This is a genomic window from Lentzea sp. NPDC059081 (assembly GCF_042738015.1).
In the GTDB taxonomy this organism is placed as follows: Bacteria; Actinomycetota; Actinomycetes; order Mycobacteriales; family Pseudonocardiaceae; genus Lentzea.
Window position 1 is genome coordinate 19,705 of the sequence record NZ_JBHYGW010000030.1, and the last position, 14,183, is coordinate 33,887.

Annotated in this window: 16 protein-coding genes; 5 read left to right on the plus strand and 11 right to left on the minus strand. The window is 69.3% G+C overall.

Going from position 1 to position 14,183, the window contains the following annotated elements:
• Position 1 precedes the first annotated feature (1 nt).
• Positions 2-841: an aldo/keto reductase gene (locus tag ACFWV3_RS38465; RefSeq protein ID WP_382418861.1), complete on the plus strand. Its 840-nt coding sequence runs from the start codon at positions 2-4 to the stop codon at positions 839-841.
• Positions 842-1,066: 225 nt separating this feature from the next.
• The gene (locus tag ACFWV3_RS38470; protein WP_382418862.1) at positions 1,067-1,678 is read left to right on the plus strand and encodes a lysozyme; all 612 of its coding nucleotides are present in this window, start codon (positions 1,067-1,069) and stop codon (positions 1,676-1,678) included.
• A 39-nt stretch (positions 1,679-1,717) separates the two neighbouring features.
• Here the strand turns inward: ACFWV3_RS38470 and purL are convergent, their stop codons facing one another.
• The 4 genes from purL to ACFWV3_RS38490 all read right to left on the minus strand — a co-directional run bounded on the left by purL (position 1,718) and on the right by ACFWV3_RS38490 (position 5,655).
• Positions 1,718-3,979 (minus strand): phosphoribosylformylglycinamidine synthase subunit PurL, encoded by a 2,262-nt coding sequence (gene purL / locus ACFWV3_RS38475; RefSeq protein ID WP_382418863.1) that lies wholly within the window; start codon positions 3,977-3,979, stop codon positions 1,718-1,720.
• Positions 3,976-4,647: a phosphoribosylformylglycinamidine synthase subunit PurQ gene (gene purQ, locus ACFWV3_RS38480; protein WP_382418864.1), complete on the minus strand. Its 672-nt coding sequence runs from the start codon at positions 4,645-4,647 to the stop codon at positions 3,976-3,978. Before purQ ends, purL begins: the two co-directional genes overlap by 4 nt.
• Complete coding sequence (purS, locus tag ACFWV3_RS38485; protein ID WP_030465889.1) at positions 4,644-4,883, minus strand: phosphoribosylformylglycinamidine synthase subunit PurS; 240 nt, start codon at positions 4,881-4,883, stop codon at positions 4,644-4,646. Before purS ends, purQ begins: the two co-directional genes overlap by 4 nt.
• A 229-nt stretch (positions 4,884-5,112) precedes the next feature.
• Positions 5,113-5,655 (minus strand): hypothetical protein, encoded by a 543-nt coding sequence (locus ACFWV3_RS38490; RefSeq protein WP_382418865.1) that lies wholly within the window; start codon positions 5,653-5,655, stop codon positions 5,113-5,115.
• 114 nt (positions 5,656-5,769) lie between these two features.
• Between ACFWV3_RS38490 and ACFWV3_RS38495 the strand changes: the two genes are divergently transcribed.
• Positions 5,770-6,744: an NAD-dependent epimerase/dehydratase family protein gene (locus ACFWV3_RS38495; protein WP_382418866.1), complete on the plus strand. Its 975-nt coding sequence runs from the start codon at positions 5,770-5,772 to the stop codon at positions 6,742-6,744.
• Here ACFWV3_RS38495 and ACFWV3_RS38500 read toward each other — a convergent pair.
• Positions 6,728-7,654 carry a trypsin-like serine peptidase gene (locus ACFWV3_RS38500; RefSeq protein WP_382418867.1) on the minus strand — a complete coding sequence of 309 codons (927 nt, stop codon included), beginning with the start codon at positions 7,652-7,654 and terminating at the stop codon, positions 6,728-6,730. The two genes, ACFWV3_RS38495 and ACFWV3_RS38500, sit on opposite strands and share 17 nt — an antisense overlap.
• A gap of 264 nt (positions 7,655-7,918) precedes the next feature.
• Between ACFWV3_RS38500 and ACFWV3_RS38505 the strand changes: the two genes are divergently transcribed.
• Positions 7,919-8,542 (plus strand): MBL fold metallo-hydrolase, encoded by a 624-nt coding sequence (locus tag ACFWV3_RS38505; RefSeq protein ID WP_382418868.1) that lies wholly within the window; start codon positions 7,919-7,921, stop codon positions 8,540-8,542.
• Here the strand turns inward: ACFWV3_RS38505 and ACFWV3_RS38510 are convergent.
• Both ACFWV3_RS38510 and ACFWV3_RS38515 read right to left on the minus strand, forming a co-directional pair.
• On the minus strand, positions 8,505-9,155 hold the full coding sequence (locus ACFWV3_RS38510; RefSeq protein ID WP_382418869.1) for a DUF2334 domain-containing protein: 651 nt from the start codon (positions 9,153-9,155) through the stop codon (positions 8,505-8,507). The genes ACFWV3_RS38505 and ACFWV3_RS38510 overlap by 38 nt on opposite strands.
• A 50-nt stretch (positions 9,156-9,205) precedes the next feature.
• Positions 9,206-10,081 (minus strand): phosphoribosylaminoimidazolesuccinocarboxamide synthase, encoded by an 876-nt coding sequence (locus ACFWV3_RS38515; protein ID WP_382418870.1) that lies wholly within the window; start codon positions 10,079-10,081, stop codon positions 9,206-9,208.
• 88 nt (positions 10,082-10,169) lie between these two features.
• Between ACFWV3_RS38515 and ACFWV3_RS38520 the strand changes: the two genes are divergently transcribed.
• On the plus strand, positions 10,170-10,607 hold the full coding sequence (locus ACFWV3_RS38520; RefSeq protein WP_382418871.1) for a hypothetical protein: 438 nt from the start codon (positions 10,170-10,172) through the stop codon (positions 10,605-10,607).
• A 19-nt stretch (positions 10,608-10,626) separates the two neighbouring features.
• Here ACFWV3_RS38520 and ACFWV3_RS38525 read toward each other — a convergent pair whose 3' ends face one another.
• The 4 genes from ACFWV3_RS38525 to ACFWV3_RS38540 are packed head-to-tail and all read right to left on the minus strand — an operon-like array spanning position 10,627 to position 14,159.
• Positions 10,627-11,427 (minus strand): MOSC domain-containing protein, encoded by an 801-nt coding sequence (locus ACFWV3_RS38525; protein ID WP_382418872.1) that lies wholly within the window; start codon positions 11,425-11,427, stop codon positions 10,627-10,629.
• On the minus strand, positions 11,424-12,842 hold the full coding sequence (gene purB, locus ACFWV3_RS38530; RefSeq protein WP_382418873.1) for an adenylosuccinate lyase: 1,419 nt from the start codon (positions 12,840-12,842) through the stop codon (positions 11,424-11,426). Before purB ends, ACFWV3_RS38525 begins: the two co-directional genes overlap by 4 nt.
• A gap of 25 nt (positions 12,843-12,867) precedes the next feature.
• Positions 12,868-13,629: a hypothetical protein gene (locus tag ACFWV3_RS38535; protein ID WP_382418874.1), complete on the minus strand. Its 762-nt coding sequence runs from the start codon at positions 13,627-13,629 to the stop codon at positions 12,868-12,870.
• Entirely contained in the window at positions 13,626-14,159 is a 534-nt protein-coding gene (locus tag ACFWV3_RS38540; RefSeq protein ID WP_329788600.1) for a SigE family RNA polymerase sigma factor, read from the minus strand. The genes ACFWV3_RS38535 and ACFWV3_RS38540 overlap by 4 nt, the downstream gene beginning before the upstream one ends.
• Between the last annotated feature and the right edge of the window lie 24 nt (positions 14,160-14,183).

Sequence of the window (14,183 nt, forward strand, 5' to 3'; positions counted from 1 at the left end):
CATGCAGAAGCGTCGTATCGGGGACACCGAAGTCAGCGCCATCGGCCTGGGCGGCATGCCCATGTCCATCGAGGGAAGGCCGGACCGGGCGCGGTCGATCGAGACCATCCACGCCGCGCTCGACGCGGGCGTGACCTTCATCGACACCGCGGACGCCTACTCGCTCGACGACAGCGACTTCGGCCACAACGAGGAGCTGATCGCCGAGGCGCTCCAGGGGCGCTCGGAAGAGGTGTTCGTCGCCACCAAGGGCGGTCACACCCGCGAGCCCGGCGGCGGCTGGGGCCGCGACGGCCGGCCGGAGTACCTGCGACAGGCCGTCGACGCGTCGTTGCGGCGGCTCGGCGTCGACCAGATCTTCCTGTACCAGTTCCACCGGCCGGACCCGAAGACGCCGATCGCCGAGTCGGTCGGCGCGCTGGCCGAGCTGCTGGACAACGGCAAGATCCGCTACGCCGGCGTCTCGAACTTCAACCCCGACGAGATCTCGCAGGCCAACGAGATCCTGGGCGGCCGGCTCACGGCCGTGCAGAACCAGTTCTCGCCGTCGTTCCGGTCGAGCGAGCCGGAGCTGGAGCTGTGCGACAAGCTCGGCATCGCGTTCCTGCCGTGGAGCCCGTTCGGCGGCATCGGCAAGGCGGGGAAGCTCGCGGGTCCGTTCAAGGAGGTCGGTGACGCCCACGGCGTGAGCGCGCACCAGGTGTGCCTGGCGTGGATGCTGGCCAAGTCGGAAGTGGTAGTCCCCATTCCGGGTGCTTCTCGACCGGCGAGCATCACCGATTCCGCCGCCGCCACGCACGTGGAGTTGACCGCCGAGGAGCTGACCCGCCTGGACGGGTGACCCTGGTGGAAAATTGGTCCGAATGGTCGGACGATCTAGTCCATGCGGACCTTGATCAGCATCGTTGCGATCGTCACCGGACTGACTCCCGCCCCCGCGTCCGCGGAGCCCTTGCCAGAGGGTTCCGCGGACCACACGGCAGGCTCGCAGATCCTCAAGCACGAGGGCACAGGTGACCTGCGAACAGCAGAGGACTCACCTCCGACAGCCGGCAAGGTGCCCGGCATGGACGTCAGCAGCCACCAGGGCGACGTCGACTGGAGGTCCGCCTGGGACAAGGGCGCGCGGTTCTCGTACGTGAAGGCGACCGAGGGCACGGGCTACCGCAACCCCAAGTTCACCCAGCAGTACGACGGCGCCCACGACATCGGCATGATCCGCGGCGCGTACCACTTCGCGCTGCCCGACTGGGCCGGTGGCGCCGAGCAGGCGAACTTCTTCGTGTCCAACGGCGGTGGCTGGTCGCCCGACGGCAAGACGCTGCCGCCGGCGCTGGACATGGAGTACAACCCGTACGGCGACACCTGTTACAACATGAACCAGGCGGCGATGACCGCGTGGGTCAAGGCGTTCAGCGACACGGTGTTCGCGCGCACGGGCCGCCATCCGATGATCTACACGTCCACGAGCTGGTGGAACAAGTGCGTCGGCGGCTCGATGAAGTTCGGCGACGACAACCCGCTGTGGATCGCGCGCTACAGCTCCGAGGTCGGGCCGCTGCCGGCCGGGTTCGACTTCCACACGATCTGGCAGTGGCAGGCGGCCGGGTACTTCCCCGGCGACCAGAACCTGTTCAACGGCGTGTTCGAGCAGCTCCAGCGCGTCGCCGCGAGCTGAGAAGGGCCCCGTCTCCCGACGAGGCCCTTCTTCTCGTTCCTAGTCGAACAGCGCCGGGAGGGTGCCCTCCCAGGCCTCGCGCAGCTCGTCGAGCGGGAGCTCGCCGAGGTCCTGGATCTCCAGGGCGTTCGACTCCGGGTCGACGACGCCGACCTTGCGCCACGGCAGAGCGCGCGCGGTGCACATGTCGGTGAAGCGCTGCTCCTCGGTCCGCGGCACGGCGACCAGCACGCGACCGGCGGACTCGCTGAACAGCTCGGTGAACAGGTCGCCCTCGAGGAAGACCCGCGCACCCGTCTCACCGATCAGGCACGTCTCGACCAGCGCCTGGGCCAAGCCGCCCTCGGCGAGGTCGTGCGCGGCGGAGACCATGCCGTCGCGGGAGCCCGCGACGAGGACCTCGCCGAGCAGCTTCTCGCGCTGCAGGTCGGCCTTCGGCGGCAGACCGCCGAGGTGGCCGTGGACGACGTGCGCCCACTCCGACCCGCCGAACTCGGCCTTGGTCTCGCCGAGCAGCAGCAGCGTCTCGCCGGCCTCGGCCCCGATCCCGGTGGGGATGCGGCGCCGCACGTCGTCGATGACGCCGAGCACGCCCACGACCGGCGTCGGCAGGATCGCCGTGGAGCCGGTCTGGTTGTAGAAGCTGACGTTGCCGCCGGTCACCGGGATGCCGAGCTCCGCGCAGCCGTCCGCGAGGCCCTTCACGGCCTGCTCGAACTGCCACATGACCGCCGGGTCCTCCGGCGAGCCGAAGTTGAGGCAGTTGGTGACGGCGACCGGCGTGGCACCGGTGCTGCTGACGTTGCGGTAGGCCTCGGCCAGCGCCAGCCTCGCGCCCTCGTACGGGTCGAGCTTGGTGTAGCGGCCGTTGCAGTCGGTCGAGAGGGCGACACCACGGTGCGTCTCCTCGCCGATGCGGATCATGCCGCCGTCGCTGGGCTGCGCGAGGACCGTGCCGCCGCGGACGTAGCGGTCGTACTGCTGGGTGACCCAGCGCTTGGAGGCCAGGTTGGGGCTGGCCGCCTGCGACTTGATCAGCGCGAGCAGCTCGTCGCGCGCCGGCTTCGGCAGGCTGTCCGGCGTGTTCGCCTGCAGCTCGTCCTGGTCGGCGGGGCGCTCGATCGGCCGGTTGTAGACCGGGCCCTCGTGGGCGACGGTGCGCGGCGGCACGTCCACGACGACCTCGTCGTGGTACGTGATGACCAGGCGGTCGCCTTCCGTCACCTCACCGATCTCGGTGGCGATGACGTCCCACTTCTCGCAGACCGCCATGAACGCCTCGACGTTGGCCGGCTCGACCACCGCGCACATGCGTTCCTGGGACTCGCTGGAGAGGATCTCCGCCGGGGTCATGCCCGTCGCCCGCAGCGGCACCCGCTCCAGGTAGACGTGCATGCCACCGTCACCGGCGGACGCCAGCTCGCTCGTCGCGCAGGACAGGCCCGCGCCGCCGAGGTCCTGGATGCCGACGACGATGCCCTTCTCGAAGAGCTCGAGCGAGCACTCGATCAGCACCTTCTCGGTGAACGGGTCGCCGACCTGCACGCTCGGCAGCTTCTTGCGCTTGCCGGCGGTGTCGTCGAACGTCTCGCTCGCCAGCACGCTGACGCCACCGATGCCGTCGAGGCCGGTGCGCGCGCCGTAGAGGATGACCTTGTTGCCCGCACCGGACGCGTGCGCGAGGTGCAGGTCCTCGACCTTCATCGCACCGACGCACAGCGCGTTGACCAGCGGGTTGCCCTGGTAGGACTCGTCGAACACGACCTCGCCGCCGATGTTCGGCAGGCCGAGGCAGTTCCCGTAGCCGCCGACACCCGCGACGATGCCGGGCAGCACCCGGCGCGTGTCCGCCGCGTCCGGCTTGCCGAAGCGCAGCGGGTCCATGACGGCGAGCGGCCGGGCGCCCATCGCGAGGATGTCGCGCACGATGCCGCCGACCCCAGTGGCCGCACCCTGGTAGGGCTCGACGTACGACGGGTGGTTGTGGCTCTCGACCTTGAACGTGACGGCCCAGCCGTCGCCGATGTCGACGACGCCCGCGTTCTCGCCGATGCCCGCGAGCATCTTGGAGCGCATCTCGTCGGTCGTGGTCTCGCCGAAGTACTTGAGGTGCACCTTGGACGACTTGTAGGAGCAGTGCTCGCTCCACATGACCGAGTACATCGCCAGCTCGGCGTCGGTCGGGCGGCGCTTCAGGATCTCCTTGATGCGCGCGTACTCGTCGTCCTTGAGGCCCAGCTCCTTGTAGGGCTGGTCCTGCTCGGGCGTGCTCTCGGCGTTCTTGACGGTGTCCACGGTCATGCCTTCACCACCGAGTCCAGCAGGGACAGGAACATGCCCAGTCCGTCGTCGGTCGGGCCGGTGAGCGCGTCGATGGCGTGCTCGGGGTGCGGCATGAGGCCGACGACGTTGCCCCTGGCGTTGGTGATGCCGGCGATGTTGTTCCGACTGCCGTTGGGGTTCTCGCCGACGTACCGGAAGACGATCCTGTTGTCGTCCTCCAGTTCCTTCAGCGTGTCCTCGTTCGCCTGGTAACCGCCCTCGCCGGACTTCAACGGCACGAGGATCTCGGCGTTCAGGTCGTACCTGGTGGTCCAGGAGGTGCTGTTGTTCTCGACTTTCAGCCACTGGTCGCGGCACACGAAGTGCAGACCGCTGTTGCGGACGAGCGCGCCCGGCAGCAGGTGGGCCTCGGCGAGGATCTGGAAGCCGTTGCAGATGCCCAGGACCGGCATCCCCTTGTTCGCGGCCTCGATCACTTCCTGCATGACCGGCGCGAACCGCGCGATGGCACCACAACGCAGGTAGTCGCCGTAGGAGAACCCGCCGGGCACGATGACCGCGTCAACGCCCTTCAGGTCGTGGTCGCCGTGCCAGAGCGGCACGGCCTCCCCGTCGGCGTACCGCACGGCACGCTGCGCGTCGACGTCGTCGAGGGTGCCGGGGAAGGTGATGACACCGACCCTCATGCCTCGACCCTGCGCACGGTCCAGTCCTCGATCACGGGGTTCGCGAGGAAGGTCTCAGCGATCTTGGCGAGCGTGGCGTCGTCGACGTCGTCGGCGACCTCCAGCTCGAAGTGCTTGCCCTGGCGGACGGCGGTGATGCCGTCGAAGCCAAGACGCGGCAGCGCGTTCGCCACCGCCTGGCCTTGCGGGTCGAGAATTTCGGGCTTCGGCATGACGTCGACGACGACTCGGGCCACGACAGACTGCTCCCGGGTTTGAGGGGGCTGGCGGTACCCGGAGAGCCTACCTGACCTGGGTGTTCATCAACTCGACAGGTGTTGGGCAGCACATATTCGGGCAGCCTCACCATCGGGTGAACTCGCTTGTACTGGCGACACTGTTTGGTAGTGTGGATATCGCCAAGGCCCTGTAGGCCGAGGAAGTGTACCCAGCCCACGTCCGGACGGTCGGCGGCTGGGTATTGCGCTATCTGGGGCAGTCGAGGTCGACGATCGACTCGACGACCGGCAACACCCGTTCCCGCCATTCACCGCCGGACCCGTAGCACCAGGCCACGACGTCCGCGATCCACAGAAGCTCTTCGCTGCTGCTGCGGCGGTGCTCGTAGACCAGGTGGAACGACGGGGCGCCGGGGCCCAGTGCTGCGTGGATCGTCCGAGCGTCGAGGCGGTCGCGCTGGTCGCGGGAGTCGAGAACGAGCCGGTGCGCGCCGACCTTCAGCAGGTCTGCGACCAGGCTCTCGAGACACCTCTGCCTGGCTGCCTCGTCTCCCAGGTCACATCTCCGGGTGTAGAGGCGCACGGAGACCCGCTCGGCAACCAGCCGCGATGCGATCAGCCTTCGCCGACTGGACGTCTCCTTCTTGCAATGCAACTCGTGCTGCCCCGGCATCAGCATGCAGCGGAGGAACTTGCGGAACCTGGCCAGTTCGCCTGGCGATACCAGCGCGACGGCCAGCAGGTACGTGTTGTTTCGCCGCGACTCGTCGACGAAGGCGTGCAGACTCACGGAACGTTCATCGGCCGGGTCCGAACGAATCTTCACCGGATCCATCAGAACGAGCTATTCCGCCGACAGCGGATCGCGGTGGCACCCCGCCCCGATCGGACGGATGCTGGGATCATGAAGATCCTGGTGCTCGGCGGAACCGTGTTCCTCAGCAAGGCCGTCACGGCGGAGGCGGTCCGCCGGGGCCACGAAGTCCTCTGCGGCGCGCGAGGCACCTCCGGCACCGTCCCGGACGGCGCGCGCCTGATCCCGATCGACCGCGACCAGCCCGGCGCGTACGACCAGATCGCGGACGAGCGGTTCGACGCCGTCATCGACGTCTCGAAGTACTCGGTCGACTGGGTGCGCGAGGCACTCCAGGCGTTCGGCGACACGACACCGCACTGGACGTTCGTGTCCAGCATCTCGGTCTACGCCGACCACGCGACGAACGAGCTCCTGCCTGCGCTCGAGGACGACCCGGACGCCGAGTTCACCGCCGAGCGGTACGGCGGGGTCAAGGTGGCCAGCGAGAACGCCGTGAACGACGCCGTCAGGGGCAGGGAGTTCATCGTCCGCGCGGGGCTCATCACCGGGCCGGACGACCCCAGCGACCGGTTCGGCTACTGGCCCGCGCGGATGTCCCGGGGCGGCCGGGTGGTCGTGCCGGACAGCCCCGACCTGGGGTTCCAGCACATCGACGTGCGGGATCTGGCGCAGTGGATCGTGTTCGCCGCTGAGCAGCGCGTCACCGGCACGTACGACTCGACCGGGCCGGTCATGCCGTTCCAGATGGCCATCGGCGAGATCGCGGGGGCCACGGCGCCGGCGGGAACGCAGCTGGTGCCGGTCAGCGAGGACGTCCTGAAGCAGCTGGAGATCAACCCGTGGGCCGGGCCGCGGTCGTTGCCGTTGTGGCTGCCCAAGGCGTGGGCCGGGATGGTCGGGCGGGACGCGAGCACCGCGCTGGCCAACGGGCTCAAGCCGCGCCCGGTGGCCGAGACCGCGCTCGACTCGCTGGAGTACGAGCGCGGCCTCGGGCTCGACCGGCCCCGCAAGGCGGGGCTCAGCGAGCAGGAGGAGCAGGAGATCCTTACAGCAGTGAGCTGATCTGCGCGGCGACGAGGTCGATGCGCACGCCCTGGTTCGGGCAGCCGCCGAAGTGGTGGAGCCCGATCACCTTGTGCGTGCGCCTCGACAGGACCGGCGAACCGGACGAGCCGCCTTCGGTGTCGCACATGTAGCTGATGTCGGACTGCGACACGTTGCCGGCCACGCGCACCGCTCGCACGATGCAGTAGCCGCTGCCGTTCTGCGTGTCGCGCAACGACAGCTTCTTGAGCTTCCCGGCCGGGTGGCCGATGACGTACATCTCCTCACCCACGTCCGGAACGCGCGCGTCCAGCTCGAGGTAGCCGAACGAGCTGATGGCCGCGAAGTTGTTCACGGAGAAGAGGGTGTAGTCGAGCGGTGCGTCGGTCTTGAGGACCTGGGACGCCAGCACCTTCGTGACGGTGGCCGAAGCCGTGCCGCCGCAGGTCGGGCACTGGTAGTTGAACCACACCTCGATGCCGCTGACGCTGGTGAAGCAGTGGTTGTTGGTCAGCATGCGGTTGTTCGGGCCGACGCGCCACGCCGTGCACAGCGAGCTGCCGTTGCGCAGCAGCTTCGCCACGGACGCGGTCTTGCCGAACTCGGTCGGGTTGCTCGACTGGTAGCAGACCGCGTCCTTGTAGTCGTTCGTGCCGCAGATGCTCTTCACGGACGGCTGCGCGGACATCTCCGCCTCGGTGTAGCCGCGGGTCAGTTTGTCGACCCGGACGCGCGACAGCGGGTTGGTCACCGAGACCACCGCGGTGGAGCCGGTGATCGACATGGCCCAGAAGCCGGTCGAGTCGGGAGTCGCCGTCAGCGAGGAACGCAGGTCACGGGTGTACGTGTACTTCTCGGTGCCGTCAGGGTTCGACACCGTGAGCACGTCACCCGGAAGAATCCGCAGGTCCGTGAAATGCAGTTTCACGTATCCGGATCCCGGTCGTTCGATCGAGGTCGACCGAACCGGACCACCCACGCGGACCGAGACGGATTCCTCGGTGCCGATTTCCTGGGACTGCGGCGACGAGGCCTGAGCAGGTGTAGAGGTGGTGGTAGCAGGGACAAAGGTCGTCATCGGCAGGGCGAGTGCCAGTGCCGTGAGGAGTTGCAGGGTTTTCCTCATGCCCTTTGATACTTCCGACGTCACCTGACCGTGTCAGCCCGCCAAACGTCGGTAATGGAGGATTCTGTGCAACTTGTCCATTTCGGTCATGCCTGCGTGCTTCTGGACTCGGGGGCGACGCGCATCCTGATCGACCCCGGCACGTTCTCCGCGGGCTTCGAGGACCTCACGGACCTGGACGCGGTGCTGATCACGCACCAGCACTTCGACCACATCGACCCCGAACGGCTGCCGGCGCTGCTCGAGGCGAACCCGCAGGCCCAGCTGATCGTCGACGAGGGCACGGTGCCCGACGTCGAGAACCCGACGGTCGCGAGGCCGGGTGACGTGTTCAAGATCGGCGAGCTGGCGGTCAAGGCCGTCGGCGGCCGGCACGCGCTGATCCACGAGGACATCCCGGTCGTCCCGAACGCCGGGTACGTGATCGGCGACGGCGCGTTCTACCACCCCGGCGACTCGCTGTTCGTGCCGGACGAGGACGTCGACGTGCTCGGCGTGCCCGCCGGCGCGCCGTGGCTGCGCACCGGCGAGGCCGTCGACTTCCTGCGCGCCGTGAAGCCGCGGGTCGCCGTGCCGATCCACGAGAAGACGCTCGCGAGCGTCGGGATGGCGACCCGGTTCTTCGAGATGCTGAAGCCGGAGGGCACCGAGGTCAGGCAGCTGAAGCCTGGCGAGGCGACGGCAGTCTGACGTAGGTGGTGGGCTCGGCGGCGTGGGCGAGCGCGATGTCCACGGCGTCGAGCACGGCCTGCCGCGCACCGGGCCGGTGCAGGTCGCGGGCGTCCACGGTGACCCGGGTCAGACCACCGCGGCGGGCGGATCGAGCCGTGGCGTAGACCAGCGCCAACGACCGCAGCTCGCCGAAGCTGGTGCGCTCGGTCAGCGCGTGCAGGCGCCCGAGCGTCGCCAGGCCGCTGCCGACCTCGCGGACGGCCAGCGCGTCGGCGCACCGGGTGAACTTGTGCTTGGCCAGCGCGATCAACGTGCCGGGCGACGCCACGCAACGCCGTGGGGCGAACGTGTCCGCGGTGAGCCCGATGGCTTCCATCTGCACACGCGCGCCCGTCAGCAGCAGCCCCGCTTCGTAGGCGGGCAGCCGCCGTTGGCCGAGGCCGTGCAGCACGACGGCGTCGCCGAGCGCGGCGCGGTGCCGCACCCAGTCCTGCGCCCTGCCCAGCTCGCGGGGGATCACGAGCAGGGACAACGGCACCTGCCGCGGGCCGAGGGCCGCGGCGAGATCAGCGCATCGGTCGAGTGTCTGCGGACCGATGCCGGACAGTGAGACCACGAGCTGTGAGTGCACGCAATGAGTGCGCCACGCCGTGGTGACATCCGCGTGAAAGCAGAGCTAACTCACGCGAGCCAGTCAGCGAAAGCCCGGCCCGTGAGCTTCTCGTAGGCCTCCACGTACCGCGCCCGCGTGGCCGCGACGACCTCGGCGGGCAGCGCGGGCGGCGGGGTGTCGCTCTTGCGGTCCCAGCCCGAGGCGGGCGACGTCAGCCAGTCGCGCACGTACTGCTTGTCGAACGACGGCTGCACGCGACCGGGCTCGTAGCCCTCGGCCGGCCAGTAGCGTGACGAGTCCGGCGTGAAGACCTCGTCCGCGAGGATCAGCTCGCCGTCCGGGGAGAGCCCGAACTCGAACTTCGTGTCCGCCAGGATCAGGCCGCGCGTCAACGCGTACGCGCGCGCCTCGCTGTACAGCTCGATCGTGCGGTCGCGCAGCTTCGACGCCAGCTCGACGCCGTGCTTCTCCGCGATGACCTCGAACGACACGTTCTCGTCGTGCGCGCCCAGCTCGGCCTTCGACGCGGGCGTGAAGATCGGCGGGTCCAGCTCGGACGCCTCGACCAGCCCGGCGGGCAGCTCGATCCCGCACACCGCGCCGGTCGCCGTGTAGTCGGCCATGCCGGAGCCCGTCAGGTACCCGCGCGCGACGCACTCGACGTCGACCATCTGCAGCTTGCGCACCAGCAGCGCCCGGCCGCGGACCTCGGCGGGGATGCGCGGGTCGTCGCAGGAGACCAGGTGGTTCGGGGTGAGCCGCTCGAACCAGAACACGCTCATCGCGGTGAGCACACGGCCCTTGTCGGGGATCTCCGAGCTCAGGACGTGGTCGTAGGCCGAGATGCGGTCGGACGCGACGAACAGCAGCAGCTCGTCGTCGACGTCGTACAGATCGCGAACCTTGCCGCGGGCGACGTGCTGGTAATCAGCGAGCGTGGGCACGGCGGTCAGCCTACGTGGGAATACACCGGTCGACGATGCACACCCCGCACTACTACAAACCTGGGACAAAGACACCTACAGTGCACCCGTGTTCACCCGAAAGTCGCTGTGGATCCCCGTGCTGATCAGCGCGGGACTGCTCGTCGTGCTGGGCATCGTCGGGTGGAGCTTCGACTCGAGCCCCGTGTCCTCCACACCTCCGTCGGGTGCGCCGAGCACGAGCGGCACCCAGTCGGTCAGCATCGTGCCGACCCCGGACCTCGCCGAGATCACGGTCCAGACCACCACCTCGGCCACGACGACGTCCACCACCCGGACCACGCAGCCGAAACCGCCGCCCGTCCAGAGCGCCCCGCCCGTGCAGCAGCCGCCGACGACGACCGAGTCCACGCAACGGGGCCTGCTCGTCAACGAGGGCGCGACGTGCGATCCCGAGGGCGCCCGCGGCATCGGCCTGCTCAACGAACCGCTGGTGTGCCGCAAAGACCCGCAGCGCGGCGACCGCCTGCGCTGGCAGAAGGCCTAGGAAGCGCCCCGGGAAGCGCTCAGGAGGCCGGGGCCCACTCCAGCACGTCGATCTTGTCGCCCACCGCGACGGTGCCGGTGGCGACGACGGCCGCCTTCATCCCGAAGGTCACGCCGCCGTCCGGGTCACGCCGGTAGGTCGCGAGCGTCCTGGTCGGTTCCGGGCCGTCGCGCAGACCGGTCTCCTGGTCCACCATCGGCACGGCGCACCGCACGCAGTCCTTGGCGTAGCCCAGTTCCACGTCGCCGATCACCGCGCACCGCACCCGGTCCTCGGTGTGCGGTTCCGGCCAGCCGGACACGACGACGTTGGGGCGGAAGCGGTTCATCGGCACCGGCTCCCCGCCGCGTTCCAGGATCCGCTCGTTCAGGCCGTCCAAAGAGGACAGCGAGGTCACCAGCACCGCGTGCGCGTCCGCGTACCCGACCAGGCCCGTGGTCAGGCCGGCGGACTCCCGGTGCAGGTCCGGCGGCGTCCGCACGAGCCGCACGGACTTCCCCAGCGCGTCGGAGAAGTACGCGGCGACCGCGTCGCCCTGGTCGATCCCGGAGCCCTGCCACTTGTGCACGACGACCGGAACCCGTTGTCCCTCGACGACGACAGGGAACGACTCGCCGCCGATCACGAGCGAGGAGTCCACGAGGGACGGTCGCAGCGCGGCCATCGCCGGCATCTTGCGCTGCGACAGGAACACGCCGTCGTCGTCGACCAGCATCAGCATCCGGTCGCCCCGCAACCCGGTGAGGTCGACGGGCGAGGAGGCGACGGAGTACCCGCCGCACCCCTTCACCGGATAGACGTGCAGGCCGGAGACGATCACAGAATGGGCTCCGGTTCGTAGGCCGGGTACTTGTCGACGACCGCGGCGACCTGCTCGACGACGGAGGCGACCTGCGCCGACGCCACGCCGGTGAACGACAGGCGGTCGGCCAGCAGCGCGTCGAGCGCGGCGCGGTCGAGCGGCAGGCGCTCGTCGGCGGCCAGGCGGTCCAGCAGGTCGTTCTCCGCGAGGCCCTGCTCGCGCATCGCGAGCGCCACGGCCACCGCGTTCTCCTTGATGGCCTCGTGCGCGGTCTCCCGGCCGACGCCCGCGCGCACCGCCGCCATCAGCACCTTCGTCGTGCCGAGGAACGGCAGGTAGCGGTCCAGCTCGCGGGCAACCACGGCCGGGTACGCACCGAACTCGTCGAGCACGGTCAGGAACGTCTCCAGCAGCCCGTCGAACGCGAAGAACGCGTCGGGCAGCGCGACCCGGCGGACCACCGAGCACGACACGTCGCCCTCGTTCCACTGGTCGCCCGCCAGCTCGCCGACCATGGACAGGTAGCCGCGCAGGATCACCGCGAAGCCGTTCACGCGCTCGCACGAGCGGGTGTTCATCTTGTGCGGCATGGCACTGGAGCCGACCTGGCCGGGCTTGAAGCCCTCGGTCACCAGCTCGTGGCCCGCCATCAGCCGGATCGTCTTCGCGACCGACGACGGCGCCGCCGCGAGCTGCACCAGCGTCGAGACGACGTCGAAGTCGAGCGAGCGCGGGTACACCTGGCCGACGCTGGTGAGCACGCGCTCGAAGCCGAGGTGCCCGGCGACGGTCTCCTCCAGCTCTTGCAGCTTCTCCGGGGTGCCGAGCAGGTCGAGCATGTCCTGGGCGGTGCCGACCGGGCCCTTGATGCCGCGCAACGGGTAGCGCGAGATCAGCTCGTCGAGGCGGGAGAACGCGACCAGCAGCTCGTCGGCGCCGGTGGCGAAGCGCTTGCCCAGCGTCGTGGCCTGCGCGGCCACGTTGTGCGAACGACCGGCCATCACGAGGTCGGAGTGCTCGGCGGCCAGGCGCGCGAGGCGGCCCAGCACGGCGGCGGCCTTGGACCGGACCAGCTCGAGCGAGCGCAGCACCTGCAGCTGCTCGACGTTCTCGGTCAGGTCGCGCGAGGTCATGCCCTTGTGGACCTGCTCGTGGCCCGCGAGCGCGTTGAACTCCTCGATGCGCGCCTTCACGTCGTGCCGCGTCACCCGCTCGCGCGCCGCGATCGACTCGAGGTCGACCTGCTCCAGCACGCGCTCGTAGTCGGCGACCGCGGTCTCCGGCACGTCGATGCCGGCGGCGGCCTGGGCGCGCAGCACCGCGAGCCAGAGCTGGCGTTCCAGCACGATCTTGTGCTCGGCCGACCACAGCGTCGCGAGCGATGTGGAGGCGTAGCGACCTGCGAGGACGTTGGCGATGCGCGGCTTGCTCACGCCGCCAGGCTAGTGCACGCCGACCTCACTGCCAGGCGACCGCGGGGTCCGTGACGAGCGTTGTGAGCACCCCCACGCGCACCGGCACCGTCTGCCGGAGACCGGCCTGCGTCGACGGGTTGTAGTTGTGGCTCGACATGCGCACGACGAACCCGCTCTGGTACACCCTGGCGACCTGCGCCCGTGCGACGTCGGGGCCGCCTTCGTCGTACTCGGCCTCGTGGACGACCGTGCCGTCGCTCTGCGGCACCTGCCGGCACGTGGTCGCGCCACCGCAGAAGGAGGCCTCCGAGAAGCCGAACCGGCCGGCCTCCACGCGCACCGCCGTCGGTCCGATCATGTCGGTGAACATGACGAAGCCGGAGAAGTCCGGGTCGCTCGGCCGCTTCGTCGTGGTCGGCACCGACTGGTAGCCCGGATAGCCGTACTCGCCGACGCGCAGGCTCGCGTAGATGTCCTTGGCGTCGCCCTTCACGTCCTTGAGCCTGTCCGCGAGCGTGTCGCCGATGCGCTGCACCCGCTTCTCCTCCGACTCGGCGGAGGCGTGGGACGACTGGGTCGTCTGGACCTCGGAGGCGAGCTGGCCGTCACCGTCGCGCGGCAGCAGCCCGGGCAGCGAGAACGACGCCACGGCGATCATCGCCGTAGCCACGCCCACAGCGACCAGCGCTCGTCGACGACTTTTTTTCTGCTCGACCCGCCTGATCAGCTGGTCGGGGTCGAAGTCGAGCGGCGGCTCGTCCCAGACGGCCAGCAGCATTCCCTCGCGGATCTCCTGCTCACTCACGACGCGACCCTCCCCGAACTGTTGTCGAGCTTCTCCACGATGGTGCGCAGTGTCGCGAGACCGCGCGCCGTCTGGCTTTTGACCGTTCCCTCAGTACAACCCATGGCCACCGCCACCTCGGCGACCGACAGGTCTTCGAAATAACGCAGCACGAGCACCGCCCGTTGCCTCGGAGGCACCTGCAGCAAGGCGGTGTGCACGAGCTCACGTGCCCACAGCTTCGCGCTGGTGGTGTCCGGGTCGACGGTGGCGTCGGCGGCGTCGGGCAGCTCCCCGTCGCGCTGCTCGGCTCTGCGCCACGGCCTGCGCTTCTCGTCAAGCCAGGTGCGCAACAGCACCTTGCGGGCGTACGCGATCAGGTTGTCGAGGTCCTTGATGCGCTTCCAGGCCATGTACATCTTCATGAGGCTCGACTGCATCAGGTCCTCAGCCGTGTGCCAGTCGCCACAGAACAGATAGGCAGTGCGTCGCAAAGACGCGGCATTGGCTGCCGCGAACTCGCGAAAGCCCTGCTCATCGGCCTTGCGCATGCGATCCCCTCTCGCGTCCTCACC

What these genes read in the sequence shown, in the direction of transcription:
- ACFWV3_RS38465 (WP_382418861.1), top strand. Translation starts at nt 2, where the DNA reads ATGCAGAAGCGTCGTATCGGGGACACCGAAGTCAGCGCCATCGGCCTG.
- ACFWV3_RS38470 (WP_382418862.1), top strand. Translation starts at nt 1,067, where the DNA reads ATGGACGTCAGCAGCCACCAGGGCGACGTCGACTGGAGGTCCGCCTGG.
- purL (WP_382418863.1), bottom strand. Translation starts at nt 3,979, where the DNA reads ATGACCGTGGACACCGTCAAGAACGCCGAGAGCACGCCCGAGCAGGAC.
- purQ (WP_382418864.1), bottom strand. Translation starts at nt 4,647, where the DNA reads ATGAGGGTCGGTGTCATCACCTTCCCCGGCACCCTCGACGACGTCGAC.
- ACFWV3_RS38495 (WP_382418866.1), top strand. Translation starts at nt 5,770, where the DNA reads ATGAAGATCCTGGTGCTCGGCGGAACCGTGTTCCTCAGCAAGGCCGTC.
- ACFWV3_RS38540 (WP_329788600.1), bottom strand. Translation starts at nt 14,159, where the DNA reads ATGCGCAAGGCCGATGAGCAGGGCTTTCGCGAGTTCGCGGCAGCCAAT.